Origin of the sequence: Bradyrhizobium genosp. L, from assembly GCF_015624485.1 — a bacterium.
In the GTDB taxonomy this organism is placed as follows: Bacteria; Pseudomonadota; Alphaproteobacteria; order Rhizobiales; family Xanthobacteraceae; genus Bradyrhizobium.
Genome location: NZ_CP061378.1, coordinates 1,292,630 through 1,318,437, shown reverse-complemented (window position 1 = coordinate 1,318,437; position 25,808 = coordinate 1,292,630). Strand labels below are relative to the sequence as shown.

The window sequence follows — 25,808 nt, the reverse complement described above, 5'->3', positions numbered from 1 at the left end:
TCGCCAATAGTGGCTCACGGGAAGCGGTCCTACATCCGGTTGGCAGATCAGCGGCGCTGCCCCGTGCGCTGAGATCAGCGACATCACGGCAGCCGTCGTGACCGGAGAACGAGACCGATGAAAGCAATCCGCCACGCCATCCTGGCGTTTACCCTCACTCTGACAGGCACCACGTCCATGACCGCTTCATCCCCCGTCCAAGCCCAAACCCAGACCCAAGCACAGACGCAAGCTGCCTCACCCACCACCGGCGTCATGGTCCTCCTGACCGTCAAGGCCGGCGTCACGCGCGACCAGGTGATGGCTGTGATGCCCGATGAAATCCGGCAGACCGTGCAGCTCTATCTCAGCGGCAAGGTCCGAGAGTGGTATTCGCGGTCCGACGGGCGCGGGGTCGTCTTCCTGCTCAACGTCAAGGACGCCGCCGAGGCCGACGCGATCATGGCGGGCCTGCCGCTCGGCAAGCAGAACCTGATGGACCACGACTACATCCCGGTCGGCCCGCTGCTGCCGCTCCGCCTGCTTCTCGCCCCCCCTGAACGCGCGCCGGCGTCACACTAGACCGACAAGGACATCCGATCATGCCACCCGGCTTCAATCTTCCATTCGTCCTCAGCGTCGCCGGTGCCTTCGTGGCCAGCGCGGTGGTGGCCGCAACCTATGTCTGGCCGGCGATCCGCACGATGCCGCGCCATGACGCCTTGCGGCTGCTCGCGGCCTTCCATGCGTTCAGGTTCGAGGGGTTGAACTTCATGGTCGCAGGCTTCGTGTCGGCGCAGCTGAGCCCGGATTTCGCCGCCCAGGTCGGCTGGGGCGATTTCATCGCCGCCGTTCTCGCGCTCGTTTCCATGGCAGCGCTGTCCTGGCGTTGGCCGATCGCGATTCCGACGGTCTGGATCTTCAATGTCTGGGGCACGCTGGACCTGCTGAATGCCTACTATAGGGGCGTGAAGATTGGAGAGCCCGGCCTGTTCGGCGCCGCCATCTATATTCCGGCGCTGTACGTGCCGCTGCTGCTGGTCAGCCACGTGCTGATGTTCATGCTCCTGACGCGGCGAACGACAGTGGATGCGCAAGCAGAGGCGTAGGATGGGTAGAGCGAAGCGAAACCCATCAATCCATATCCGCGGCTCGAACGATGGGTATCGCTTCGCTCCACCCATCCTACGAAGCTTCGCGCGCCTCGGGATGACGAGCTAGACTAGAACGGCAGCGCGACGCCCGTCTTGATTTCCTTCAGGATCACGTTGGTGCGGACGTGGCGGATGCCGGGGATGCGGAACATGAAGTCATCGAGGAATTTGTTGTAGGCGTCCATGTCGCGCACGACGACGCGGAGGTGATAGTCGGCATCGCCGGTCGTCGCGAAGCATTCCAGCACCTCGCGGCGCTGCGTCACGCGCGCGACGAACTCGTCGACGAAGGTGGTGTCGTGGCGCTCCAGCGAGACGTGCAGGATCGCCGAAGTGGCAAAGCCGGCCGGCTGCCGCGCGACCAGCGCCGAATAGCCGGAGATGATTCCGGACTCCTCCAATGCGCGAACGCGACGCCAGCAGGCCGAGGTCGACATGCCGACGGTATCCGCGAGCTGCTGGTTGGTGGCGCGGCCGTCTTTCTGCAATTCGGCGAGAATCTTCTCGTCCTGCTCTTCAACCATGGGAAGGCTCCATTTTGGTTAACTCTACCGTATTTAGCTATGTATAGCGATTTTCTACCGAAATAGCCCTCCGTTAGGACAGATAGGTAAGACCTACCAAATCCCCAGGCGTAGCGTTGTCCCCAGAGATCACCTCGATTCCCAAGGGGTCCCTCATGGGCCAGATGCTGCAGCTCGACGCTTACCGACTCTCCGACCGCTACAGCCGCGAGCGCGGCCGCGTCTTCCTCACCGGCACGCAGGCGATCGTCCGCATCGCGCTCGACCAGGCGCGCCGCGATCGCGCGGCCGGGCTCTCCACCGCCGGCTTCATCTCGGGCTACCGCGGCTCGCCGCTCGGCGGCGTCGATCTCGAACTGTGGAAGATCAAGGATGAACTGAAGGAGAGCCGCATCGAATTCCTGCCCGCTGTCAACGAGGACCTTGCGGCGACTGCCGTGCTCGGCTCGCAGCAGGTGGAGACGCAACGGGATCGCGAGGTCGAGGGCGTGTTCGGGCTGTGGTACGGCAAAGGGCCCGGCGTCGATCGCTCCGGCGATGCGCTCAAGCACGGCAACGCCTATGGCTCGTCGCCGCATGGCGGCGTGCTGGTCGTCGCCGGCGACGATCATGGCTGCGTGTCGTCGTCGATGCCGCACCAGTCCGACGTGGCCTTCATGAGCTGGTTCATGCCGACGCTGCATCCGGCCGATGTCGGCGAATACCTCGCCTTCGGCGAATACGGCTACGCGCTGAGCCGCTTCTCCGGCATGTGGGTCGGCTTCAAGGCGATCTCGGAGATCGTGGAATCCGGCGCATCGGTGGAGCTCCGCGCGCCGCGCGTGTTCGCAACGCCGGAGTTCACGCCGCCGCCGGGCGGCCTGCACTATCGCTGGCCGGATCTGCCGGGGCCGCAGATCGAGGAGCGGCTGGAGGCGAAGAAGCACGCGGTCTACGCCTTCGCAAAGGCCAATCCGATCGACCGCCGCATCTACGATGTCAGGGATGCGACCTACGGCATCGTCACCACGGGCAAGGCGCATCTCGACCTGATGGAGGCGCTGCGGCTGGTCGGGCTCGATGAAGCCAGTTGCCGCCGCTACGGCATCGACATCTACAAGGTCGGCATGGTGTGGCCGCTCGCGCTGCACGATGCGATGGAATTCGTGAAGGGCAAGCGCGAGATTCTGGTGGTCGAGGAGAAGCGCGGCATCATCGAGAGCCAGTTCAAGGAATATTTCTACGACTATCCCGGATCGAAGCCGGAGCGGATGGTCGGCAAGCATGACGAGACGGGCGCGCGGCTGATATCCTGGACCGGCGAATTGTCGCCGCGGATGCTTGCCGACGTGCTGGCACGGCGGCTCGATCCGATGTTTCCGGAGTTGCGATTGGCGCAACGCGTCGCTGCGCTGGCGCCGGACCAGGATCGCACCATCGCGGTGCCGGGCGCGACGCGCACGCCGTATTTCTGCTCGGGCTGCCCGCACAACACATCCACGAAGGTGCCCGAAGGCTCCAAGGCGCTGGCCGGCATCGGCTGCCATTTCATGGCGAGCTGGATGGACCGCGAGACCTCGTCGCTGATCCAGATGGGCGGCGAAGGCGTCAACTGGGCGGCATCATCGAAATTTACCGGCAACAGCCATGTGTTCCAGAATCTCGGCGAAGGCACCTACTATCATTCCGGCTCGATGGCGATCCGGCAGGCGATCGCGGCCCAAGCCAACATCACCTACAAGATCCTGTTCAACGATGCGGTGGCGATGACCGGCGGCCAGCCGGTCGATGGGCCCGTCAGCGTACAGGCGATCGCGCACAGCGTCCGCGCCGAGGGCGTGGCGCGGATCGCGCTGGTGTCGGATGAGCCTTCGCATGTCTCGCCGGCGGAGCTGCCTGCAGGCGTCACTATCCATCCGCGCGAGGAGATGGACGCCGTGCAGCGCGAGCTGCGCGAGGTCAAGGGCGTCACCGTGCTGATCTATCAGCAGACCTGCGCCACCGAAAAGCGGCGGCGGCGCAAGCGCGGCACGATGGCCGATCCGGCGCGCTTCGCCATGATCAATGACCTCGTCTGCGAAGGCTGCGGCGACTGCTCGGTGGAATCGAATTGCCTCAGCGTCGAGCCGAAGGAGACGCCGTTCGGCCGCAAGCGCAAGATCAACCTCTCGACCTGCAACAAGGACTTTTCCTGCCTCAACGGCTTCTGCCCGAGCTTTGTCACCATCGAGGGCGGCAAGCGGCGGGCGAAGGCGGCAAGCGCAATCGATCCGATCGTGCGTGCCGCAACGCTGCCGGCGCCGGCGTTTTTCGCGCTGGAGCGGCCCTACGACCTGCTCGTCACCGGCGTCGGCGGCACCGGCGTGATCACGGTCGGCGCACTGATCGCGATGGCCGCGCATCTCGAAGGCCGCGGCGCCTCCGTGCTCGACTTCACCGGCTTTGCGCAGAAATTCGGACCCGTGCTGAGTTTCCTGCGGCTGGCGGCAACGCCTGACGCGTTGCATCAGGTGCGGATCGACCAGGGCGCGGCGAATGCGCTGATCGGCTGCGACCTCGTGGTCAGCTCGTCGGCAAAAGCGTCCGGCACCTATCGCCGGGGCATGCGCGCGGCGATCAACATCGCGGAGATGCCGACCGGCGACGTGGTTCGCTTCCGCGACGCCGACCTCGCCTCGCCGGTGCGCTTGCGGGCGATCGAACGGGTGATCGGCCCGGATAATCTCGTCACCATCGATGCCAACGCGCTGGCCGAACGACTCACCGGCGACAGCGTGTACGCCAATATCATGATGCTCGGCTTCGCCTGGCAGCAGGGGCTGGTGCCGGTCTCGCTCGAGGCGCTGACGCGCGCGATCGAGCTGAACGGCGTGACGGTGGAGCGCAACAAGCAGGCGCTGGCCTGGGGCCGGATCGCATTTGCCGATCCGGAGTTTTTGCCGAAGGGCGAAGATGCTGATGCCAAGGCATCGGAGACGCTGGACCAGGTCATTGCGCTGCGCGCCGATTTTCTCCGTGACTATCAGGATGAGGCCTATGCCGCGCGCTATCGTGCGACGGTCGATCGCGTGCGGCGCGCCGAGGCGGCACTGGGTAGCGAGAGCCTCACCGACGCCGTCGCGCGCTCACTGTTCAAGCTGATGGCCTACAAGGACGAGTACGAGGTGGCGCGGCTGCATATGCAGACGGGATTCCTCGACCAGCTGAAGCGCGAATTCGATGGCGACTTCACGGTGCAGTACCACCTGGCACCGCCGTTCCTCGCCTCGCGGCTGGATGCCCGCGGACGGCCGCGCAAGCGGGCGTTCGGGCAGTGGATCCAGACGCCGCTACGGCTGCTGGCGCGGCTCAAGCGGCTGCGCGGCACGGCGTTCGACGTGTTCGGCTACACCGCTGAACGGCGCGCCGAGCGTGAGCTGATCAGCTGGTATGAGGCGCTGATCGACACCATGCTCGGCAAGCTCGATTCGGCGCGGCTGCCCGATCTCGTCGCGCTTGCAAAGGCGCCGATGGAGATCCGCGGCTACGGGCCGGTGAAGGATGCGGCGATCGTAACGACCAGGGCGGAGGTGGCGCGGCTGACCGCGCAACTCACCTCCGCCCCGTCGGATACAGGCGATGGCTCAGGCCGCCGCGCTGCGCTTGGCGGGTGAGATCATGCCGACCACTGTTGTCGCGAGCACGGCGACCGCGATGTTGAGCAGGAGCGCACCAAGACCGACATAGAAGGCGTAGCTGCTATCGCCGAACGAGATGGTGGCGAGCGGCTTCAGCCCGTTGCTCCACGCCGTATAGGTGCCCCAGCCGATGCCGACGGCCCAGCCGAGCAGCAGGCCCTCGGCACGGAACCAGACGGTGAACAGGCCGAACACCAGCGCCGGCAAGGTCTGCACGATCCAGAGGCCGCCGAGCAGTTGCAGGTCGAGTGCATATTGCGTCGGCAGGAACAGGATGAAGGCCAGCGCGCCGACCTTCACCACCAGCGAGGTGATCTTGGCCACCGACGCTTCACCGGCATGCGAGATGCCCGGATTGACGTAGGACTTCCAGACATTGCGGGTGAACAGATTGGCGGCGCCGATGCTCATCACCGCCGCCGGCACCAGCGCGCCGATCGCGATCGCGGAGAACGCGAAGCCGGCGAACCATTCCGGGAACAGCGTCTTGAACAGCATCGGCACCACGTCGTTCGGCGACGTCACCTTCACCCCGGCGGCATAGGCCATGTAGCCGAGCAGCGCGATCAGGCCGAGCAACAGCGTGTAGGCCGGCAGCAGGATCGCGTTCTTGCGGATGGTATCCGCGGACTTCGAGGCGAAGATGCCGGTCAGCGTATGCGGATACATGAAGGCCGCGAGCGCCGAGCCGAGCGCCAGCGTCGCATAGGGCAGGTACTGCGCCGGCTTCAAGGTCAAGCCGGTCGCACCGCCCTTCGCGGTAAAGGCATCGCCGGCTGCCGAAAACACCGCGGCATAGCCGCCGAGCTTGGCGGGCACCACGACCACCGCCGTCAGCACCACGATGTAGATCATGATGTCCTTGACGAAGGCGATCAGCGCCGGCGCGCGCAGGCCGGAGCTGTAGGTGTAGAGCGCGAGGATCACGAAGGCGGCGATGATCGGCAGCTCGCCGGTCAAGCCCATCGCCTTGATCACGACCTCCATGCCGATCAATTGCAGCGCGATGTAGGGCATGGTGGCGACGATGCCGGTCAGCGCCACCGCAAGCTCGAGCGCGCGCGAGCCGTAGGCGGCGTGCACGACGTCGGCCGCGGTGACGTGCCCTGCGGCGTGCGCCTTCTTCCACAGCACCGGCATGACCGCGAACACGAAGGGATAGACGATGATGGTGTAGGGCAGCGCAAAGAAGCCGTAGGCGCCAACCGCATAGACCAGCGCCGGCACCGCAATCACGGTGTAGGCGGTGTAGAAATCGCCACCGACTAAGAACCAGGTGATCCAGGTGCCGAACTGGCGGCCGCCGAGGCCCCATTCGTCGAGATGTTCGCCGACCGGACCGGACTTCCAGCGCGCGGCGAAGAAGCCCATCACGGTGACGAGGGCAAAGAAGAAGATGAAGACGGAGAGCGCCACCCAGGCGACGTGATCGGTCATGTCAGCCCCTCACCGCGTCTCGTCGGCGTCGGGCTTGCGGCCGCGATAGACCAGCCAGATCAGCAGCGAGGAGATCGGCACCCAGGCGAGCTGGTACCAGTAGAAGAAGGGAAAGCCGAACAGCGACGGCTCGGCGAAATTATAGAACGGCACCCACAGCAAGCCGACGAACGGCAGCAACAACAGAATCCACATCACCCATTCTTTCGTCCACGGCCCAATCCAAGCCGGCGGTTCATTCTCCATTGTCCAGGGATCAACGACCCGGGAACTTGTTGGTTGCGTCTAGAATCACGGTTACGGCAGGGCGATGCACAAAGACGTGATCGTGCCTACTCCGCCTTGATGCCGGCGTCCTGGACCACCTTTCGCCAGCGCGCCTCCTCGCCGGCAAAGTAGCGGTCAAGCTCGGCCGGCGGAGCGGCGGCCATCACGAGACCCTCATTGACTGCGAGCTGCCTGAAGGCGTCCGACTGCACGGCTTTTGCGGCGGATTTGTTGAGGCGGTCGATGACATCGGGCGGCGTGTTCGCAGGCGCGAACAGGCCGTACCAGGATTCCGCGAGATAGCCCGGCACGCCAGCCTCCGCCACCGTCGGCAATTGCGGAAACGCCGCCGAACGCTCGGCCGAGGTCACCGCGATCGCGCGCAACTGTCCACTCGCGACCAGCGAGGCGCAGCTTGCGACCGTCGTGAACATCACCTGGATCTGGCCGCCGAGCAGATCGGTGATCGCCGGCGCGGCGCCCTTGTAGGGCACGGTCGTCAGATTGACGCCGGCCAAATGCTTGTAGAGCTCGCCGGCCAGATGCGCCGAGGTGCCGGTGCCATAGGTGCCGTAGGAGAATTTCTCCGGATCAGCCTTCGCGGCCGCGGTCAGGTCGGCGATCGACTTGATCGGCGAGGCCGGATTGACCACGACGACATTGAAGGAGCGCGCGACCAGCGCCACCGGCGCGAAATCCTTGTGCGGGTCATAGGGCAATTTACTGTAGAGGCTCGGATTCACTGCGTTGGCAAACGTGCCCATCAGCAGCGTGTAGCCGTCCGCGGGGCTGGTCGCAGCGCTCTGCGTGCCGATGATGGTGCCCGCGCCCGGCTTGTTCTCGATGATGACGGTGGCGCCGAGGTCCTTCTGCATCTCCTGCGCCAGCGTGCGCGCGACGACGTCGGTGCCGCCGCCCGGCGCGAACGGCACCACGATCTTGATGACGTGGTCGGGATAGGCGGCAAAAGCCGGCGCGTGCAGCAGCGCATTTGCTGCAATCGCGAAGACCATCGTGACGAGACGAAGCAGCATGGCAGGCCCCCGGCGGCGAGCGATGCAGCCTTCATACACGGCTGCGCCATGCAATGGACGATGAGTGGCATGACGCGGCGCGGACATGTGCCGCCTGATGCCATCGACTAGCATCCGCGCCGAAAATCATGTGGGAGGATGGTATGAGGCACTGGCTCGCCGGATTGATGCTGCTGATCGCACCACAAGCGTTCGCGCAGCAGGCGGTTCCCACCATCGCCTTCGAGTCCGTGCCCAATCCGCTCAAGCTGCCGACCAACATGTATTTCGGCGAGGCCTCGGGCGTCTCGCTCAATTCCAAGGGACACGTCTTCGTGCTGTCGCGCGGCAACACCAATGGCCCGGCCTATGCCGCCGCGGCGACGCAACTGCTCGAGTTCGACGCCCAAGGCAAATATGTCAGGGAGATCGGCAAGAACCTCTATGCCTGGTCGTTCGGGCACACCGTGAAGATCGATCCGCAGGACAATATCTGGGTCACCGACAAGGGTTCGGGCATGGTGATCAAGTTCGATCCCGAGGGCCGCGTCGTGATGGTGTTCGGCCGCAAGCAGGAGGCCTCCGACGAGGACACCGCGCCGCTGAAGCATCCGAAGCCGCCGCTGCCGGCCGAGGACGGCCGCTTCCGCCAGGTCACCGATGTCGCCTGCGACAAGGCCGGCGACACCTTCATCAGCGACGGCTACATCAATTCGCGCGTCGCCAAGGTCGACAAGGACGGCAACTGGCTGAAGTCGTGGGGCGACCGCGGCAAGGAGCCCGGCCAGTTCAACACGCCGCATTCGATCGCGACCGACGCCGACGACAATGTCTATGTCGCCGACCGTGGCAATCACCGCATCCAGGTGTTCGACAAGGACGGCAAATTCCTGCGCCAGTTCACGATCGACGTGCCGGTGCCGCCAGATGCCCGGCCCGCGATCGGCAAGATTCCCGACGAGGCGATGATGGCCGGCGGCACCTTCCATCCGGGCTCGCCCTGGGCGATCTGCATCACCCCGCCGCCGCACCAGGTGCTATACTCGTCGGACGCCTGGCCCGGCCGCATCTACAAGCTGTCGCTCGACGGCAAGGTGCTCGGCATGCTCGGGCAATCCGGCAAGCAGTTGAAGCAATTCGGCTGGATCCACGCGATGGCGTGCCCGTCGGAGAATGTGCTGTACGTCGCCGAGCTCTTGAACTGGCGGGTGCAGAAGCTGCTGCTGAAGCCGTGATGTTGTAGCTTCGTAGGGTGGGCAAAGCGCAGCGTGCCCACCCTCCCGAGCACGTCACTTGACGGTGGGCACGCTTCGCTTTGCCCACCCTACGCAGTGCTGCTGCCAATCCCGTCATCCTGAGGTGCGAGCTCTTGCGAGCCTCGAAGGATGCACGGCCCGGGCGGTGGCCGTCGATCCTTCGAGACGCCGCTGCGCGGCTCCTCAGGATGACGGTGATGGATTGAGCACGCGGCTCTCTCAACCATCATCACGAATACGGATTGATCAGCTTCTGCTGCTCGGTCGCATGGCGCACCAGGAGGTCGATGAAGGTGCGCACCTTGGCCGACAGATGATGGCGGTGCGGATAGACCGCGTTCATCGTCAACTCGACCGGCCGGTATTCCGGCAGCAGGCGAACCAGCGCGCCGGATTCCAGATCGTCGCGGATGAGGAACCCTGCGGCCAGCCAGACACCGACGCCGGCCAGCGCTGCGAGCCGCAGCGTCTCGCCGCTGTTGGAGATCAGATTGCCGGAGACCCGCACCGAGGCCGGCATGCCCTTGCGGTCGGTGAAGCGCCACTCGTCGCGGAAGGGATAATTGACGTGCTGAACGCAATTGCGCGCCTGCAGATCGGCGAGTTGCTCGGGTTTGCCGTGCTGTTCGATATAGCCGTGCGAGCAGCACAGCACGTGGCGCCAGGTGGCGATGTTGCGCACGATCAGGCTGGAGTCGGGCGGCGGGATCATCCGCACCGCGAGATCGTAATTCTCGTCGATCAGATCGACATTACGCTCGCCGATGGTGAGGTCGACCTTGACCTCGGGATAGGTCGCCAGGAACTCGGCGACCGCGGGCGACAGGAACTGGACGATATGGGTGTTGGTGTAGATCCGCAGCGTGCCGCGCGGCACCGATTGCAGGGCGCCGGCGATGTCGTCGGCCTGCTCGATATCGGCCAGGATCTGGACTGAGCGGTCGTAATAGACCTGGCCGACCTCGGTCAGGCTGACCTTGCGCGTGGTGCGGTTGAGCAGCCGCACGCCAAGCCGATCCTCCAGCGCCTGGACATGGTTGCTGACCATGGTGGTCGACATGTTGAGCTTGCGGCCGGCCGCGGAAAAGCCTCCGGCGTCCACGACGCGGACAAAGGCGGTCAGGCTGGTCAGGCGATCCATGCGGCAAGTCTTGGGTCGGCAAGTTCCGGATTATCGGCGCTGGCTTGATAATGCTTCCAGTTTTTCCGGGATTATCACAGCGGGGAGGATATTGCATCAAAGGGGCCGTAACTGGCGCCCTTTCTGGAAGGACGCGAAGCGCTCGACCAGGAGGATGCGATGTCGACGGCAACCTATGTCACTGAGGAAACTGCCAAAACCAGCCTGCGCCCATCCCGCAGGGCGATCAAGCGGGCGGCCCTCGCCCTTGCCGTGGCGCTCGGTATCGCCGTCGCCGGCGACTTCGGCTACGACTATTTCACCACCGGCCGCTACCTGGAATCGACCGACGACGCCTATGTGAAGGCGGACTCCACGATCATCGCCCCGAAAGTATCGGGCTATATCGCGCGGGTGCTGGTGACCGACAACCAGCCGGTGAAGGCCGGGCAGGTGCTGGCGCAGATCGACGACCGCGATTACCGCACCGCGCTCAGCCAGGCCAAGGCGGATGTCGATGCCGCAACAGCCTCGGTGCGCAACCTCGATGCGCAGCTCGCACTGCAGCAGCCGGTGATCGCGCAGAGCAAGGCCGACGTCGACGCCGCCGAGGCCAATCTGAAATTCGCGCAGGAGGAACAGGCCCGCTACGACGGGCTGATGAAGTCCGGCTCCGGCACCATCCAGCGCGCGCAGCAGACCGATGCGGCGTTGCGCGCCAACACCGCGCAGCTGGAGGGCGCGAAATCCGCAGCTGTAGCGGCCGAACGCAAGCTCGATGTGCTGAGCACGCAGCGCGCCCAGGCCACAGCACAGCTCGATCATGCCCGCGCAGTCGCGCAGCAGGCCGAGCTGAACCTGTCCTACACCGAGATCACCGCGCCTGTGGACGGCACCGTGGGCGCCCGCACGCTGCGGGTCGGCCAGTATGTGCAGGCCGGCACCCAGCTGATGGCGGTGGTGCCGCTCGATGCGGTCTATGTGGTCGCCAATTTCAAGGAAACCCAGCTCACCCATGTACGCAACGGCCAGCCGGTCGAGCTCACCGTCGACAGTTTCCGCAACACCACGCTGAAAGGCCATGTCGACAGCCTGTCACCGGCCAGCGGCCTCGAATTCGCGCTGCTGCCGCCCGACAACGCCACCGGCAACTTCACCAAGATCGTGCAGCGCGTGCCGGTGAAGATCGTGCTCGACGACCACAAGCTTGCCGGCTTGCTGCGCCCGGGCATGTCGGCGCTGCCGACCGTCAATACCAAGGCGACGGTGATGGCGGAGGGCGACGAGAAGCGACGCGTGGCGTCGGCGGCGCGGGCGAATGGGGGATAGCGCTGCGGCGCCTGCTCCCTAAACCAGCGTCGTCCCGGCGAAGGCCGGGACCCATACTCCGCGGCAGAAGTTGTGAAACGCGCCTCGTCGGTCGAGCTGCGCGCAGCAACCGTGATTTGTGATTATGGGTCCCGGCCTTCGCCGGGACGACGCTTTGGATACGGTGTGCCTGAGCGGGACGAGGTACCCGAGCCTCACCATCGGGCAACGATTATCAATCATCGCCCAACAATCCTTCCGCTCTTTCCCCGATTATCGAAGCCGGCTTCGTAATGCATCCTCTCTGCACCAACGCAGAGAATTCCGATGACCGCACTACAGCCTACAGCCAACCCTGCCGCCCTCAATGCGCCCGCAACGCCAGTCGCGCCCACGGTCTCCGCCAAGACCTGGATCGCGGTGATCGGCGCCAATCTCGGGGCGTTCATGGCGGTGCTCAACATCCAGATCGTCAACGCCTCGCTTGCCGACGTGCAGGGCGCAATCGGGGCCGGCATCGATGACGGCGGCTGGATCTCGACCTCGTATCTGATCGCCGAGATCATCGTGATCCCACTGAGCGGCTGGCTCGCCCAGGTGTTCTCGGTGCGCAAATATCTGCTCGTCAATGCCGTCCTGTTCCTGGTGTTCTCGGCGGCCTGCGCGCTGGCGCAGGACCTGCCGCAGATGATTGTGTTGCGCGCCGTGCAGGGGTTCTGCGGCGGCGTGCTGATCCCGCTGGCATTCACGCTGATCATCACGCTGCTGCCGCGGGCGAAGCAGCCGATCGGGCTGGCGCTGTTTGCGATCTCGGCGACGTTCGCGCCGGCGATCGGCCCGACCATCGGCGGCTATCTCACCGAGAACTGGGGCTGGCAGTACATCTTCTATGTCAACCTGGTGCCCGGCGCGATCATGATCGGCATGCTGTACTTCTCGCTGGAGTCGAGCCCGATGAAGCTCTCGCTGCTCCGCCAGGGCGACTGGTTCGGCATCGTCACCATGGCGATCGGGCTTGCCGCGCTGCAGACCGTGCTCGAAGAGGGCAACAAGGACGACTGGTTCGGCTCGGACTTCATCGTCCGCCTGTCCGTCATCGCGGCGGTGGCGCTGACCGCCTTCCTGGTGATCGAGCTCACCACGGAGAAGCCGCTGCTCAATCTGCGCCTGCTGGTGCGGCGCAATTTCGGCTTCGGCATGCTGGCGAATTTCCTGCTCGGCGTCGCGCTGTACGGCTCGGTGTTCATCCTGCCGCAGTATCTGTCGCGCATCCAGGGCTACAATGCCGAGCAGATCGGCATGGTGCTGGCGTGGACCGGATTGCCGCAGCTGTTGCTGATCCCGCTGGTGCCGCGGCTGATGCAGCGCTTCGATGCCCGGATCCTGATTGGCGCAGGCTTTGCGCTGTTCGCCGGCTCCAACTTCATGAACATCTTCATGACCAACGACTACGCCACCGACCAGCTGTTCTGGCCCAACATCGTCCGCGCCATCGGTCAAGCACTGGTGATGGCGCCGCTGTCCGCGGTCGCGACGGCGGGCATCGAGCCGGAGAATGCGGGCTCCGCCTCCGGCCTGTTCAACATGATGCGCAATCTCGGCGGCGCCGTCGGCATCGCCATCCTGCAAACGCTGCTGACCAAGCGCGAACAGTATCACTCCAACGTGCTGAGCGAGCAGATCTCGCTGTTCGATCAGGCGACCCGCACCCGGATCGACCAGCTGACCCAGTATTTCATGAGCCACGGCGTCGCCAACCAGCTCGATGCCACCAGCCGCGCCTTCGTCGCGATCGGCAAGATCGTGCAGAAGCAGTCCTTCATCCTCGCCTTCAGCGACACCTTCTACCTGCTCGGTGCCGCCCTGATCGTGGCGCTGATCGCGGGACTGTTCTTGAAGAAGCCCGGCGCGCTCGCCGGCGGCGGCGCGCACTAATTTCAGTCATCAGGCAAAGGAGAACCGCCATGAAGCCCCGCATGAACTTCTACCAAGCCGCCCCCGAGACCATCAAGGCGCTGGTCGCCGTGGAAAACCAGATCAGCGCCAGCGGCCTCGAGCAGTCGCTGATCGAGCTGGTCAAGACCCGCGCCTCGCAGATCAATGGCTGTGCCTATTGCATCAACATGCACACCGACGACGCCCGCAAGCACGGCGAGACCGAACAGCGGCTCTATCTCCTCAACGCCTGGCGCGAATCGCCGCTTTATTCGGATCGCGAGCGCGCCGCGCTGGCCTGGACCGAAGCACTGACGCTGGTCGCGAAAACCCACGCGCCCGACGCCGACTACGATGCGGTGCACGCCCAGTTCTCGGACACCGAGCTGGTCAACCTCACCACGCTGATCGGAGCGATCAACGCCTGGAACCGGATCGCGATCGGCTTCCGTGCAGTGCATCCCGTGAAGGTGAAGGTTGCGGCGTGAGGGCATCGCTGCCCGGCCCACACTCCGCTGTCATGCCCCGCCTTGAGCGGGGCACCCAGTACGCCGGGGCCTTTCGGCTCAAGCACTGCTGTCTCTGGAATACTGGGTCACCCGGTCAAGCCGGGCGACGACACTGGAGAATGCGGAACAATTAGACCGCCGTCGCCTTGGCGAACTCGACATAGATCTCGCGCAAACGCTCCGTCATCGGGCCGACCTTGCCGTTGCCGACCGGCTTGCCGTCGACCTTGACCACGCCCTGCACGAACACCGAGGCGCTGGTGATGAAGGCTTCCTTGGCGGCGAGCGCCTCTTCCACCGTGAAGGCGCGTTCCTCGATGCGGAGCTGGCGCTCCTCGGCGAGCTTGACCACCGCCTTGCGGGTGCAGCCGGGCAGGATCTCGTTGCCGTTCTGTCGGGTCACGATGACGTCGTCCTGGGTGACGATGAAGGCCGACGACGACCCGCCTTCGGTGACCTTGCCGTCCTCGATCATCCAGGCCTCGCCGGCGCCCGCCGCCGCGGCAGCCTGCTTGGCCAGCACTTGCGCGAGCAGCGCCACACTCTTGATGTCGCGACGTTCCCAGCGGATGTCCGGCACGGTGATGACGTTGATGCCTGATTTGGCCGACGGCGCGTTGATGATGTCCTTTTCGGAAGTGAACATCACCAGCGTCGGCGTGACGTCGGCCTTGGGGAACGGGAAGTCGCGGCCCTTGTCGGCGCCGCGGGTGACTTCGAGATAGACCATGCCGTTGACGAGGTTGTTGCGCGCAACGAGCTCCTTCTGGATCGCCTCGATCCGCTCCAGCGTCTCCGGCAGCGCCAGCTCGATCTCGCCGACCGAGCGCTTCAGCCGTGCCAGATGCGAGGCGTTGTCGATCAACTTGCCGTCGAGCACCGCCGCCACTTCGTAGATGCCGTCGGCGAACAGGAAGCCGCGGTCGAACACCGAGACCTTGGCCTCGGAGTGCGGCACGAACGAGCCGTTGACGTAAGCGATCTTTTCCACGCGAGTTCTCCTGCGGACGAAGGGCTGGTTCTGCCCTTTCCTATACGCAAATTGTTAATGCGGATAAACCCTCCGGCGCAACGCCAGCCGCACGAATCCCCCTCGTCGTCCCGGCGAAGGCCGGGACCCATTACCACAGGGTTGAGTTGTTAAAGAAAGCTGCGGCTCCAGCGTAGCACAACAATGACCTTCAGTGGTTATGGGTCCCGGCTCCCGTGCGCAATTGCGCACTAGGCCGGGACGACATCGCATACGTTGCGTCATCGAGAATTGTGCATCCACATCCTCTCAGGATGACGGATTTGGCCGATGTGGCCCCTCAGTGCTGCAAGATCTTCGACAAGAACTTCTGCGCGCGGTCGCTGCGGGGGGTGCCGAAGAAGTCGGCCTTCTTGGCATCCTCGACGATCTCGCCGCGGTCCATGAAGATGACGCGGTCGGCGACCTTGTTGGCAAAGCCCATTTCGTGGGTGACGACCATCATGGTCATGCCCTCGCGGGCGAGGTCGACCATCACGTCGAGCACCTCGCTGATCATTTCGGGATCGAGCGCCGAGGTCGGCTCGTCGAACAGCATCGCGATCGGGTCCATGGCGAGCGCCCGCGCGATCGCGACGCGCTGCTGCTGGCCGCCGGACAACTCCGCCGGAAACTTCTTGGCGTGATCGTTCAAGCCCACCCGGTCCAGCAGCTTCATGCCCTTGGCGAGCGCGTCGTCATGCTTGCGGCCCAGCACTTTTTCCTGCGCCAAGCAGAGATTGTCGATGATGCGCAGATGCGGGAACAGCTCGAAATGCTGAAACACCATGCCGACGCGGGAGCGCAGCTTCGGCAAATTGGTCTTGGGATCGTTGACCTTGATGCCGTCGAGCGTGATGTCGCCGCCCTGGATCGGCTCCAGCGCGTTGACGCATTTGATCAGGGTCGACTTGCCCGAACCTGACGGACCGCAGACCACCACCACCTCGCCCTTGGCGACGCTGGTGGTGCAGTCCTTCAGCACCTGGAAGCTCGGCCCGTACCATTTGTTGATGTGGTTGATCTCGATCATGATGGCTCAACGGTTGCAGCTAATACGGTGCGTCACCTCTCCCATCGGGAGAGGTCGGATCGCGTCAGCGATCCGGGTGAGGGGTTTTGCTCCATCGATGGACCAGGACCCCTCACCCGGCGCTGCGCGCCGACCTCTCCCTGTGGGAGAGGTGAAGAAGTCCGTCGCTCGAACCATCGATGCCATGGCGCTATCTGACAATGGCAATGCGCGCCTGCAGGCGGCGGACGCCGAAGGACGCGATACAGGAAATGACGAAGTAGACCAGCGCGGCGAACAGGTACATCTCGACCAGGCGGCCGTCGCGCTGCGCAACCTTGCTGGCGGCGCCGAGGAAATCCGGGATCGACAGCACGTAGACCAGCGAGGTGTCCTGGAACAGCACGATGGTCTGCGTCAGCAGCACCGGCAGCATGTTGCGGAACGCCTGCGGCAGCACGATGTAGCGCATGGTCTGCGCGTAGGTCAGGCCGAGCGCGTTGGCCGCGGCCGGCTGGCCGCGCGAGATCGACTGGATGCCGGCGCGCATGATCTCGGAGAAATACGCCGCCTCGAATGCGATAAAGGTGATCAGCGAGGAAGCGAAGGCGCCGACGCTGATCGGCCGCGACGCGCCGGTCAGCCACTGCCCGATATAGGGCACCAGGAAGTAGAACCAGAAGATCACCAGCACCAGCGGCAGCGAACGTATGAAGTCGACATAGAGGCCCGCGATGCGCCCGAGCACCTTGTAACTGGACAATCGCATCAGCGCGATCAGCGTGCCGAACACCAGGCCGCCGAACGCAGCCAGCGCCGTCAGGGTCAGCGTGAAGCGCATGCCCTCGAGGAACAGATAGGGCAGCGCGCGGCGAATGACGTCGAAATCGAAATTGCCGAGCATCGTCATTTGCCCGTGATGTAGCCGGGGATCGCGACATAACGCTCGAGGAAGCGCATGCCGGTCACCACGACGAAATTGAGAAGGAGATAGAGCACGGTCGCCGCGGTGAACGCCTCGAACACCTGGAAGGAGAATTCCTGCATCGAGCGCGCCTCGCCGGTCAGCTCGATCAGGCCGATGGTGATGGCGACCGCGCTGTTCTTGATGGTGTTGAGGAATTCGGAGGTCAGCGGCGGCAGGATGATGCGGAACGCCATCGGCAGCAGCACGTAGCGATAGGTCTGCACGGTGGTGAGCCCGAGCGCGGTCGCAGCCTGCTTCTGGCCGCGCGGCAGCGAGCCAATGCCGGCCTGCAATTGCACGGCGACACGCGCCGACATGAAGAAGCCGATGCCGACCGCAGCCGTCCAGAACGGTGCGTTCGGCATTTGCTTCAGCCAAAGCCCGGCGGATCTCGGTAGCAACTCCGGCAGCACGAAGAACCACAGGAAGAGCTGCACCAATAGCGGCATGTTGCGGAAGAATTCGACCCAGCAGAAGCCGATCCACGACGCCGTCTTCGACGGCAGCGTGCGCAGCACGCCGATCACCGTCCCCGCGACCAGTGCGATGATCCAGGCGAGCACCGACGTTTTCAGGGTGACCACCAGTCCCGCCAGCAACAGGTCGAGATAGGTGCCGGTCCCCATCGGATTCGGCTCAAGGAAGATGTGCCAGTTCCAGTTGTAGTTCACAGGTCCCCCGCGCAGCGGCGCTGACGCATTACGCCAAGATCAGGCCCGGCGTCCATGCAAATGTCCGGCCATTCTCCTCCAAAAATGGCCGGACATTCTCAGTTCGAGCCCTCGTGGAAGCGCGACGAGCGCTCACACGAAGGCAGCAATTTACTTGTAGCTGTCCGGATCCGGCGAATCCGACGGCTTCGCGAATTCGTGCTTCAGCTCCGGCGCCATCTCGACCTTGAGGTTGAGGCCCTTCGGCGGGACCTTCTGCTCGAACCACTTGTTGTAGATCTTCTCGCCCTCGCCGCTTGTGTAGAGCGCGGCGGTGGCGGCATCGACGACCTTCTTGAACGGCGCGTCGTCCTTGCGCAGCATGATGCCGTACGGCTCCGGCTTGGAGAACGCGTCCTTGGAGATGACGTAGTCATCCGGCGACTTCGAGCCGGCGACCAGGCTCGAGAGCAGGATGTCGTCCATCACGAAGGCAACCGCGCGGTCGGTCTCGACCATCAGGAAGGCTTCGGCGTGATCCTTGGCCGGGATGATGTTGGCGCCGAGGTTGCGCGCGACATTGGCCTCGGTGAGCTGCTTGATGTTGGTGGTTCCGGCGGTCGAGACCACGGTCTTGCCCTTGAGGTCGTCGATCGACTTCAGGCCGCTCGACTTCTTGAACACGTAGCGGCTCGCGGTCAGGAAGTGGGTATTGGTGAAGGCGACCTGCTTCTGGCGCTCGGCATTGTTGGTGGTCGAGCCGCATTCGAGGTCGACGGTGCCGTTGGCCATCAGCGGAATGCGCGTCGCCGAAGTCACCGGGTTGAGCTTGACCTCGAGCTTGTCGAGCTTGAGCTCCTTCTTCACCGCGTCGACGATCTTGTAGCAGATGTCCATGGCGTAGCCGACGGGCTTCTGGTTGTCGTCGAGATATGAGAACGGGATCGAGGAATCGCGATAGCCGAGCGTGATCGCGCCGGTGTCCTTGATGTTCTTCAGCGTGCCGGTCAATTCCTCGGCCTGCGCCTGGCCCGCGCAAAGCGCTGTGGCGAGCGCGAAGCCGATCAGATAGTTGCGTGTCATACGTCTACTCCTTCGTGGAAACGATCGATCAGTGTCTGAGAATGTCAGCGAGGACGGGTGCGATGTAGCGTCGAAACTGCTCGGGATTCTCGCTCATCGGAAAATGACCGAGCTTCTCCATGATCGTGACGCTGGCGCCCCCTATTGCAGCTGCGGTCCGCCTCGTGTCCTCGGGCGTGCAGGAGAAATCATACTCGCCCGTGAGCAGATAGAGCTTGCATACTTTAGTATCGATTGACGCGACCCGACCGCGCAGGTCGCCGTCGACACGATAGAAATAGAGGTCGCCCTTGAACACGCCGGGGCCGCCCTGCTTGTAAGCCCACAGCGTTTCCATCCGGGAAGCTACGGGACTTTGCGGGGCAATCAGCCCGGAGACCAGCGCAGCGCAGACCTCGCCGCCGTGAACGTCCGGACGGTTGAGCCAGTCGGTGTCGTACCACGGCGCCTGGAAATCGGCGGCCTCGAGCCCGATCAGCGCACGGAATTCGCGCGCATGCTCGATCGCGAGGTTGAGCACGATGCGGCCGCCGATCGAGCAGCCCATCACCACCGGCTGCTCCAGCTGGAGCGCTCCGCAGAAAGCGCGGATCGTCTCGGTGTATCTCTGCGTCGTGAGTTGATAGTCATCGCCGCTCCAGCTCATCGGCGGATTCGACTTGCCATGCCAGGGCATATCGAAGGCAATGATGCGGAAATTTTCGGCAAACTGTTCGTCGGCGAGCAGATGCCGCCATTGCCGCGCGTCGGCGCCGGCGGTGTGCAGGCAGACCAGCGGAATGCCCTTGCCGTTCTCCTCGAAATAGATGCGGTGCAATTCGCCGCCGATCTCGACGTGAACGTAACGGCCGATCACCGGCTCGATATAGCCGTTCATGATGCCGCCGCTGCGACGTGCTGGCGCGGCAACGCCAGCAGATCCTTGAAATACTGCAGATGGGTCATGAAGGGATAAAGATCGCCTTCCAGCTCGGCTTCGCCGCGCTTGGTCAACGCCAACAGATCGTGCCAGCCAGGTTTTGGCTCCGCCTGCCAATACGCCGTCCAGGCCTGCGGCGTCGCGCGATAGGCAAAGCGCCAGGAGCGCATCAGGCGCGGCGGCGCGAGCTCGACGATGCGGCCGGCGCGGATGGTGAGATGAAACGGCCGGTCGATCGGGCCGATCAGGCAATCGCAATCGAGCAGCTTGCCGCGTCTGACTAGCGCCGGCGCCCGGTCGAGCAATGCGGGAAGGCCGGCAAACGCTTTCATGACGGCGTCGTCGGTGGCGGCGGGCGATGGCGTCATGGGTGAGGCGGGGTTCCGGCGGCGACCGCGCGCATGATGCCGCCAAGCGCCTGTTCCCGCAAGGCACCGATGCTCTTGGGTTCGCTAGATAATTCGCTTGACCCGGCGATGTCGCCGCGCTGGTGGCGCTCAGCCGATCTTGCCCGCGCGGCCGTTCTTCGGCGCCTGCGCCAGCGCGCGGGCCAGCACCTGGGCTTCCTTCTTCAGCATCTCGGCGAGTTCGGCCTCGCGGCGTCGGATGCGGTCGGACGCTGCGCCGATCGAGAGTGCGGCCACCACCTCGCCGGCATCGTCGCGAACCGGCACGCCGACGCCGCCCATGCCGGGAAACGCGGCGTCGATCAGCACGGTGTGGCCGATCTTGCGCGCGACTGCGATCCGCTCGCGCAGGAATTTCGGCGTGATCCGCGGCGACTTCTCCAGCCGCGGCACGATCACCTCGATCACGGCCTCGATCTCGGCGTCCGGCAGCCAGACCAAAAGCGCGAGTGCGCCGGCACCGACGCCGAGCGGACGGCGGCTGCCGATCTGCAGATAATTCGGCTGCAGCGGATTGCTGCCGACCGAGCGCGCCAGATAGAGCGCCTCGACGCCGGAGCGCACCGAGAGCAGCGCGGTATCCGCCGAGCGCTCGCACAACCGCAACAGGCTCGGCTGCGCCAGCTCCGCGATGTCGACCGAGCGGCGCGCGCCGACCGCCATCACCCGCGCCTCCTGCCCGAGCTCGTAGGTCTTGGCCCCGGTGACCCGGGTGACGAAGCCCTCCCGGATCAGCGAGTTGAGGATGCGCAGCGCAGTCGCCTTGTTCAGCGACGTGGCGTCGGCGATGTCGGTCAGCCGCAGCGGCGAGCGCTGCGCCAGCACGCGCAGGATCGCGCAGACCTTCTGGATTGCGTTGAACTTGTCGGGCTGTCCCGGGTCCGGCGCCAGCCTCTTCCGGCTCGCCCGTGCGGTCGCAGTCGTCGACGCGTTCATGCCCTGCCCTCAGCCCCACCACCGAATCCGACATCCGCGATGGATGAAGTCTCCGCGGCCGCCATCCTAAAGGGGATGACGACGCCTCGACACCTTATACTTTCGTCAGATGAAACTATGATTTCAGCTATTTGCGCTGCTGTGCAGCAAATAACATAAGTGAATTTCGCGATACGAAATCCACTTTTCTCTTCACCTCGCCCCGCTTGCGGCGGATTGCATCGCCAGATGCAATCCGGGTGAGGGGGTACAGGTCTCACCGGCAACTCATGCGCGGAGAGAAGCCCCCTCACCCCAGCCCTCTCCCCGCAAGAGCGGGGCGAGGGGGAAGGCAGGCCGCTATGCCAGCCGCATCCTGCGGATGGTGACGAGCGCCCAGAGACTGAGGATGCAGACCGCGGTGAGGTAATAACCCGGCGCGAGTTCGCCGATCGCAGCAAAGCCGCCCAGCCAGGTCATGATGACAGGCCCCATGCCGCCGAACACGGTGACGCCGATATTGTAGCTGAGGCCGAGCCCGGTGGCGCGCGTCGCCGGCGGGAACAGCTCCGACATCAGCGCGGCGAGCGGTCCGTAATAGAGCGTCTTGAGGACGCCGAGCCAGAGCACGCCGAGCAGGATGATAGATGGCGTCGGCTTGCCGGTGAGCAGCAGGAAGGCCGGGAAGATCGAGACCAGCAGCACCAGTGCGAAGAAGATCATATGCGTGGTGCGTCCGATCCGGTCGGAGACGATGCCGGCGATCGGCGCCAGCAGCGCCACCGCGGTCTGCGCGGCGAACGAGGCAATGAAGCCGACCGAGGGCGCGAGGTTCAGCGTCTTCACGACATAGGTCGGCATGTAGACGATGAGGTAATTGACCGCGGTCGAGACCGCGAGCGCGCCGATGGCAAGCACCGTGGCGAGCTTCTGCCGCGCGAACACCTCCACCACCGGTGACTGCAGCTTTTCCGCCGGCGGCGGCGTTGCATCCTCGACATTGTTGCGGATGTAGAGGCCGACCGGGCCGATCAGGACGCCGAACAGGAACGGCAGCCGCCAGCCCCAGGATTGCAGGTCCCCCGGCGCCATCAACGAGGTCAACAGCGCGCCGAAGCCCGCGCCGAGCAGGCCGCTGACGCCCTGGCTCGCGAACTGCCAGCTCGCGACAAAGCCGCGCCGCTCCGGCATGTGCTCGACCAGGAACGCAGTCGACGAGCCGAATTCTCCGCCAGCGGAGAATCCCTGCACCAGCCGCGCCAGGATCACGGCGACCGGCGCCACGATGCCGATCGTCGCATAGGCCGGCATCAGCGCCAGCGCGAGCGTCCCCAGCGTCATCAGCACGATCGAGAGCATCAGCGAGGCCTTGCGGCCGTGGCGGTCGGCATAGGCGCCGAGCATGACGCCGCCGATCGGCCGGATCAGGAACGAGAGGCCGAACGTGCCGAAGGTCAGCAGCAGCGAGGTGGTCGGATCATTGGCCGGAAAGAACGCCTTGGAGATGTAAACCGCGAAATAGGCATAGACCGAGATGTCGTACCATTCGAGCGCGTTGCCGATCGAGGTGGCGACGATCAGGCGGATGATGTTTTTCTTGTCAACCACTGCGCCCTGCGCAACGGCCGGCGTCGATAGTGTCATTTGATGTCCCTTGCCAGCGTCGAGCGCCAATCTCTCCACGCGTCATGGCCGGGCTTGACCCGGCCATGACGAGAACGCGAAGGCGTCACTTCCGCGGCGTCTCGCCGAGATCCCAGAACAGGCCGGCCATGATGGTCAGCGCCTCCTCCGTGACCGGCAGCAGGATGTGCTCGTCGGGGGCGTGCTGCGAGCAGCCCGGATAGGAGTGCGGTACCCAGATCGTCGGCAGGTCGAGCCCTTCGGAGAACACGTCGTTCGGCAGCGAGCCGCCGAAATTGGGCAGCACCGCGGGCGCCTTGCCGGTGGTGGTGCGGATCGACTGCGCCGCCCAGTCGATCCAGGGACTATCCATGTCGGTGCGCGAGGCGCCGAAGCGCTGCGCGCCCGACACCTCGACCATCGGAAAGCCGTTCTTGTGCAGGTAATCGCGCACACCGTCGATCACTTCGAGATACTTCGTGCCGACGACGAAGCGGAGTTGCAGCACGGCGCTGGCCTTGCCGGGAATAGCGTTAGCCGGCTTGTCGATATTGCCCGTCGACATCGCCAGCACTTCGAGCGTGTTCCAGGCATAGAGCCGCTCGGCCGGCGTCAGCCCCTCCTCGCCCCAATCCTCCGCAAGCTGAGGCTCGTCCGCTGAAGGTTCGATCTTGACGTCAGCGAGCGCGGCGCGGACGCGGTTGGAGATCGGCGGCGGCTTGAGGATGTCGAGCTTCATGCGGCCCTTGCCGTCGACCAGGCTCGCGATCGCGTTGCACAGGATCGTCGCGGGATTGGCCAGCACGCCGCCCCAATTGCCGGAATGATTGCCGCCCTCGCGCAAGACGACGTCGAGATGGATGCGGTTGCCGCCGCGGCAGCCGAGGAAGATGGTCGGCCGCTCGGCCGACAGCCGCGGCCCGTCGGACGCCACGAACAGATCGGCCTTCAGTTCCTCGCGATGGGCTTCACAGACCTCGCGCAGATCGGGCGAGCCGATCTCCTCGCCGGTCTCGATGATGAATTTGGCGTTGAATCCGAGCTTGCCGCCGCGCGCCTGCTTCACCGCGCGGAGCGCGGCCATGTTGATCGAGTGCTGGCCCTTGTTGTCGGCGGTGCCGCGGCCGTAGACGCGCTCGCCCTTGACCGTGGTCTGCCAGGGATTGAGTCCGTCGCGCCACTCGCCGACCATGCCGTCGACGACGTCGCCATGACCATAGGTGAGCACGGTCGGCCGTGCGGCGTCTTCCCGATAATCGGCGATCAGATAGGGACCGCGGCCGGTCGGCGATTCGATCAGCCTGGTCTTGAAATCGAGCTCGGCGAAGGCCGGCTGCAGATTCTCGACCAGATAGGCGCGCAAGGCATCCGCCTTGTCGGCGTTCAGGCTCTCGGTCTGGTAGCCAACCCTGGCGTTCAGCTCCTTCAGAAACTGTCCCGATTGAAAATGCTCTCGCGCGATCGCGATCGCGTCGGCCCGTGTCGCCATGATTGTCCCTTTGAAGATGTCGTTCCGTCGGCCAACCTATCGGGATCATCGCGCGACCGGAAGGGCACGAAATGCGAATGGGCCTTGCCAAAACGTGGGAAGTCGCAACAAGTTGGTGCGGGGAAGCCCGGCATCCGACCGGGCATCAATGAAGCGGCGCTCAGGTTTCGACAATGACAAAACAGATCCGGCTCAACGCCTTTGCCATGAACTGCGTGGCGCATCAGTCGCCGGGATTGTGGACCCATCCGCGCGACCGCACCAAGGATTATAACAAGCTGTCGTACTGGACCGATCTGGCGAAGACGCTGGAGCGCGGCCGGTTCGACGGCCTGTTCCTCGCCGACGTGCTCGGCGTCTACGACGTCTATGCGGGCACCCCGGATGCCGCGCTGCGCAATGCGGCGCAGACCCCGGCCAACGAGCCGCTGATGCTGATCCCGGCGATGGCCGCCGTGACCGAAAACCTCGGCTTCGGCGTCACCAGCAACCTCTCGTTCGAACCGCCCTACCCGTTCGCGCGACGGATGTCGACGCTCGACCATCTGACCTCTGGCCGGGTCGGCTGGAACGTGGTCACCGGCTATCTCGACTCGGCCGCGCGCGGCGCCGGCAAGGACAAGCAGACCGCGCATGACGACCGCTACGAGCTCGCCGACGAATATATGGAGCTGGTCTACAAGCTCTGGGAAGGCAGCTGGGAAGACGACGCCGCGATCCGCGACGTCGCACGCAGCATCTTCACCGATCCATCGAAGGTGCATCCCGTGCGCCACGAGGGCACGAACTACCGGCTCAACGCGATCCATCTCTCCGAGCCGTCGCCGCAACGGACGCCGGTGCTGTACCAGGCCGGCACTTCACCGCGCGGCCGGCAGTTCGCCGCCGAGCACGCCGAATGCGTCTTCATGTCGGGGCCGTCGGCGAAGGTGATCGGCCCACGCGTCTCGGCGATCCGCGAGCTCGCCGCCGCGAAGGGCCGCAACCCGGCCGAGATTTTGATGTTCTCCATGATGTGCATCGTGGTGGCGCCGACCGAGACGGAGGCGCAAGCGAAATATGCGGAGTATCGCAGCCATATCAGCCATGAGGGTGCGCTGGCGCTGATGTCCGGCTGGACCGGCGTCGACTTCTCGACCTACTCGCTCGACCAGGAAGTGCGTCACGTGCAGAACGACGCCGGCCGCTCCGCGATGGACAACGTCACCCGCGCCGATCCCGACCGCGTCTGGACCGTGCGCGAGGTCGCCGAGCATGTCGGCATCGGCGGCGCCGGCCCCGTCGTGGTCGGTTCGCCCACGCAGGTCGCCGACAAGATCGAGCAATGGTTCGAGGAGACCGGCGTCGACGGCCTCAACGTCGCATTCGCGATCTCGCCCGGCGATTTCGAGGATATCGCCGACATGCTGGTGCCGGAGCTGACCAGGCGCGGCCGGTACAAGAGCGAGTATGCGAAGGGCACGCTGCGGGAGAAGCTGTTCGGCGCCGGACGGGCGCGGCTCGACGGCACCCATCCGGGGAGCCGGTATCGGATGAAGTGAGCTGGATGCTGACGCACCACATACTCCGCTGTCGT

23 protein-coding genes are annotated in these 25,808 nt (G+C 64.7%); 8 read left to right on the top strand and 15 right to left on the bottom strand.

Annotation, left to right across the window (positions count from 1 at the left end):
* The first annotated feature begins 117 nt into the window (after nt 1–117).
* Together IC762_RS06130 and IC762_RS06125 are read left to right on the top strand one after the other, a co-directional pair.
* Nucleotides 118–561: a hypothetical protein gene (locus IC762_RS06130; RefSeq protein ID WP_246801449.1), complete on the top strand. Its 444-nt coding sequence runs from the start codon at nt 118–120 to the stop codon at nt 559–561.
* Between the two features lie 20 nt (nt 562–581).
* A complete protein-coding gene (locus tag IC762_RS06125; RefSeq protein ID WP_195787725.1) occupies nt 582–1,088 on the top strand; it encodes a hypothetical protein in 507 nt (168 codons plus the stop codon).
* 113 nt (nt 1,089–1,201) lie between these two features.
* On the opposite strand, the gene IC762_RS06120 is transcribed toward IC762_RS06125, so the two are convergent.
* Nucleotides 1,202–1,657, bottom strand: coding sequence for an Lrp/AsnC family transcriptional regulator (locus tag IC762_RS06120; protein WP_195787724.1), 456 nt, complete (start codon nt 1,655–1,657; stop codon nt 1,202–1,204).
* Nucleotides 1,658–1,812: 155 nt separating this feature from the next.
* On the opposite strand from IC762_RS06120, the gene IC762_RS06115 reads away from it, so the two are divergent.
* On the top strand, nt 1,813–5,289 hold the full coding sequence (locus IC762_RS06115; protein ID WP_195787723.1) for an indolepyruvate ferredoxin oxidoreductase family protein: 3,477 nt from the start codon (nt 1,813–1,815) through the stop codon (nt 5,287–5,289).
* Here IC762_RS06115 and mctP read toward each other — a convergent pair.
* From mctP to IC762_RS06100, 3 genes are all read right to left on the bottom strand, one after another.
* Entirely contained in the window at nt 5,260–6,750 is a 1,491-nt protein-coding gene (gene mctP / locus IC762_RS06110) for a monocarboxylate uptake permease MctP (protein ID WP_195787722.1), read from the bottom strand. The genes IC762_RS06115 and mctP overlap by 30 nt on opposite strands.
* A 9-nt stretch (nt 6,751–6,759) precedes the next feature.
* Complete coding sequence (locus tag IC762_RS06105) at nt 6,760–6,945, bottom strand: DUF3311 domain-containing protein (RefSeq protein WP_195787721.1); 186 nt, start codon at nt 6,943–6,945, stop codon at nt 6,760–6,762.
* Between the two features lie 137 nt (nt 6,946–7,082).
* Complete coding sequence (locus IC762_RS06100; RefSeq protein WP_195787720.1) at nt 7,083–8,051, bottom strand: Bug family tripartite tricarboxylate transporter substrate binding protein; 969 nt, start codon at nt 8,049–8,051, stop codon at nt 7,083–7,085.
* A gap of 143 nt (nt 8,052–8,194) precedes the next feature.
* On the opposite strand from IC762_RS06100, the gene IC762_RS06095 reads away from it, so the two are divergent.
* The gene (locus IC762_RS06095) at nt 8,195–9,265 is read left to right on the top strand and encodes a peptidyl-alpha-hydroxyglycine alpha-amidating lyase family protein (protein ID WP_195787719.1); all 1,071 of its coding nucleotides are present in this window, start codon (nt 8,195–8,197) and stop codon (nt 9,263–9,265) included.
* Between the two features lie 250 nt (nt 9,266–9,515).
* Here IC762_RS06095 and IC762_RS06090 read toward each other — a convergent pair whose 3' ends face one another.
* A complete protein-coding gene (locus tag IC762_RS06090; RefSeq protein WP_195787718.1) occupies nt 9,516–10,427 on the bottom strand; it encodes a LysR family transcriptional regulator in 912 nt (303 codons plus the stop codon).
* A 159-nt stretch (nt 10,428–10,586) separates the two neighbouring features.
* On the opposite strand from IC762_RS06090, the gene IC762_RS06085 reads away from it, so the two are divergent.
* From IC762_RS06085 to IC762_RS06075, 3 genes are all read left to right on the top strand, one after another.
* Entirely contained in the window at nt 10,587–11,735 is a 1,149-nt protein-coding gene (locus IC762_RS06085) for an HlyD family secretion protein (RefSeq protein WP_195787717.1), read from the top strand.
* A gap of 306 nt (nt 11,736–12,041) precedes the next feature.
* Complete coding sequence (locus tag IC762_RS06080; RefSeq protein WP_195787716.1) at nt 12,042–13,649, top strand: MDR family MFS transporter; 1,608 nt, start codon at nt 12,042–12,044, stop codon at nt 13,647–13,649.
* Nucleotides 13,650–13,678: 29 nt separating this feature from the next.
* The gene (locus tag IC762_RS06075; RefSeq protein ID WP_195787715.1) at nt 13,679–14,137 is read left to right on the top strand and encodes a carboxymuconolactone decarboxylase family protein; all 459 of its coding nucleotides are present in this window, start codon (nt 13,679–13,681) and stop codon (nt 14,135–14,137) included.
* 151 nt (nt 14,138–14,288) lie between these two features.
* Here the strand turns inward: IC762_RS06075 and IC762_RS06070 are convergent, their stop codons facing one another.
* The 10 genes from IC762_RS06070 to IC762_RS06025 form a co-directional block, all read right to left on the bottom strand.
* A complete protein-coding gene (locus tag IC762_RS06070) occupies nt 14,289–15,149 on the bottom strand; it encodes a D-amino-acid transaminase (protein ID WP_195787714.1) in 861 nt (286 codons plus the stop codon).
* Between the two features lie 319 nt (nt 15,150–15,468).
* Entirely contained in the window at nt 15,469–16,200 is a 732-nt protein-coding gene (locus tag IC762_RS06065; protein ID WP_195787713.1) for an amino acid ABC transporter ATP-binding protein, read from the bottom strand.
* A gap of 190 nt (nt 16,201–16,390) precedes the next feature.
* Nucleotides 16,391–17,083: an amino acid ABC transporter permease gene (locus IC762_RS06060; RefSeq protein WP_195787712.1), complete on the bottom strand. Its 693-nt coding sequence runs from the start codon at nt 17,081–17,083 to the stop codon at nt 16,391–16,393.
* Nucleotides 17,084–17,085: 2 nt separating this feature from the next.
* The gene (locus IC762_RS06055) at nt 17,086–17,817 is read right to left on the bottom strand and encodes an amino acid ABC transporter permease (protein WP_195787711.1); all 732 of its coding nucleotides are present in this window, start codon (nt 17,815–17,817) and stop codon (nt 17,086–17,088) included.
* A gap of 150 nt (nt 17,818–17,967) precedes the next feature.
* Nucleotides 17,968–18,879 (bottom strand): amino acid ABC transporter substrate-binding protein, encoded by a 912-nt coding sequence (locus IC762_RS06050; RefSeq protein ID WP_195787710.1) that lies wholly within the window; start codon nt 18,877–18,879, stop codon nt 17,968–17,970.
* A gap of 28 nt (nt 18,880–18,907) precedes the next feature.
* Entirely contained in the window at nt 18,908–19,756 is an 849-nt protein-coding gene (locus tag IC762_RS06045; RefSeq protein WP_195787709.1) for an alpha/beta fold hydrolase, read from the bottom strand.
* Entirely contained in the window at nt 19,753–20,166 is a 414-nt protein-coding gene (locus IC762_RS06040; protein ID WP_195787708.1) for a hypothetical protein, read from the bottom strand. Before IC762_RS06040 ends, IC762_RS06045 begins: the two co-directional genes overlap by 4 nt.
* 129 nt (nt 20,167–20,295) lie before the next feature.
* Entirely contained in the window at nt 20,296–21,141 is an 846-nt protein-coding gene (locus IC762_RS06035) for an IclR family transcriptional regulator (protein ID WP_195787707.1), read from the bottom strand.
* 339 nt (nt 21,142–21,480) lie between these two features.
* Nucleotides 21,481–22,728: an MFS transporter gene (locus IC762_RS06030; RefSeq protein WP_246801447.1), complete on the bottom strand. Its 1,248-nt coding sequence runs from the start codon at nt 22,726–22,728 to the stop codon at nt 21,481–21,483.
* A gap of 121 nt (nt 22,729–22,849) precedes the next feature.
* On the bottom strand, nt 22,850–24,232 hold the full coding sequence (locus IC762_RS06025) for a M20 family metallopeptidase (protein ID WP_195787705.1): 1,383 nt from the start codon (nt 24,230–24,232) through the stop codon (nt 22,850–22,852).
* Between the two features lie 173 nt (nt 24,233–24,405).
* Here IC762_RS06025 and IC762_RS06020 point away from each other — a divergent pair, with 173 nt between their 5' ends.
* A complete protein-coding gene (locus tag IC762_RS06020; protein WP_195787704.1) occupies nt 24,406–25,773 on the top strand; it encodes an LLM class flavin-dependent oxidoreductase in 1,368 nt (455 codons plus the stop codon).
* The last annotated feature ends 35 nt before the right edge of the window (nt 25,774–25,808 follow it).

Bases quoted from the DNA above. Each gene is read 5' to 3' on its own strand.
- IC762_RS06130 (WP_246801449.1), top strand. From the start codon at position 118: ATGAAAGCAATCCGCCACGCCATCCTGGCGTTTACCCTCACTCTGACA.
- IC762_RS06090 (WP_195787718.1), bottom strand. From the start codon at position 10,427: ATGGATCGCCTGACCAGCCTGACCGCCTTTGTCCGCGTCGTGGACGCC.
- mctP (WP_195787722.1), bottom strand. From the start codon at position 6,750: ATGACCGATCACGTCGCCTGGGTGGCGCTCTCCGTCTTCATCTTCTTC.
- IC762_RS06085 (WP_195787717.1), top strand. From the start codon at position 10,587: ATGTCGACGGCAACCTATGTCACTGAGGAAACTGCCAAAACCAGCCTG.
- IC762_RS06040 (WP_195787708.1), bottom strand. From the start codon at position 20,166: ATGACGCCATCGCCCGCCGCCACCGACGACGCCGTCATGAAAGCGTTT.
- IC762_RS06035 (WP_195787707.1), bottom strand. From the start codon at position 21,141: ATGAACGCGTCGACGACTGCGACCGCACGGGCGAGCCGGAAGAGGCTG.
- IC762_RS06075 (WP_195787715.1), top strand. From the start codon at position 13,679: ATGAAGCCCCGCATGAACTTCTACCAAGCCGCCCCCGAGACCATCAAG.
- IC762_RS06125 (WP_195787725.1), top strand. From the start codon at position 582: ATGCCACCCGGCTTCAATCTTCCATTCGTCCTCAGCGTCGCCGGTGCC.
- IC762_RS06060 (WP_195787712.1), bottom strand. From the start codon at position 17,083: ATGCTCGGCAATTTCGATTTCGACGTCATTCGCCGCGCGCTGCCCTAT.
- IC762_RS06050 (WP_195787710.1), bottom strand. From the start codon at position 18,879: ATGACACGCAACTATCTGATCGGCTTCGCGCTCGCCACAGCGCTTTGC.
- IC762_RS06020 (WP_195787704.1), top strand. From the start codon at position 24,406: ATGACAAAACAGATCCGGCTCAACGCCTTTGCCATGAACTGCGTGGCG.
- IC762_RS06025 (WP_195787705.1), bottom strand. From the start codon at position 24,232: ATGGCGACACGGGCCGACGCGATCGCGATCGCGCGAGAGCATTTTCAA.
- IC762_RS06100 (WP_195787720.1), bottom strand. From the start codon at position 8,051: ATGCTGCTTCGTCTCGTCACGATGGTCTTCGCGATTGCAGCAAATGCG.
- IC762_RS06115 (WP_195787723.1), top strand. From the start codon at position 1,813: ATGGGCCAGATGCTGCAGCTCGACGCTTACCGACTCTCCGACCGCTAC.
- IC762_RS06045 (WP_195787709.1), bottom strand. From the start codon at position 19,756: ATGAACGGCTATATCGAGCCGGTGATCGGCCGTTACGTTCACGTCGAG.
- IC762_RS06080 (WP_195787716.1), top strand. From the start codon at position 12,042: ATGACCGCACTACAGCCTACAGCCAACCCTGCCGCCCTCAATGCGCCC.
- IC762_RS06095 (WP_195787719.1), top strand. From the start codon at position 8,195: ATGAGGCACTGGCTCGCCGGATTGATGCTGCTGATCGCACCACAAGCG.
- IC762_RS06065 (WP_195787713.1), bottom strand. From the start codon at position 16,200: ATGATCGAGATCAACCACATCAACAAATGGTACGGGCCGAGCTTCCAG.
- IC762_RS06120 (WP_195787724.1), bottom strand. From the start codon at position 1,657: ATGGTTGAAGAGCAGGACGAGAAGATTCTCGCCGAATTGCAGAAAGAC.
- IC762_RS06105 (WP_195787721.1), bottom strand. From the start codon at position 6,945: ATGTGGATTCTGTTGTTGCTGCCGTTCGTCGGCTTGCTGTGGGTGCCG.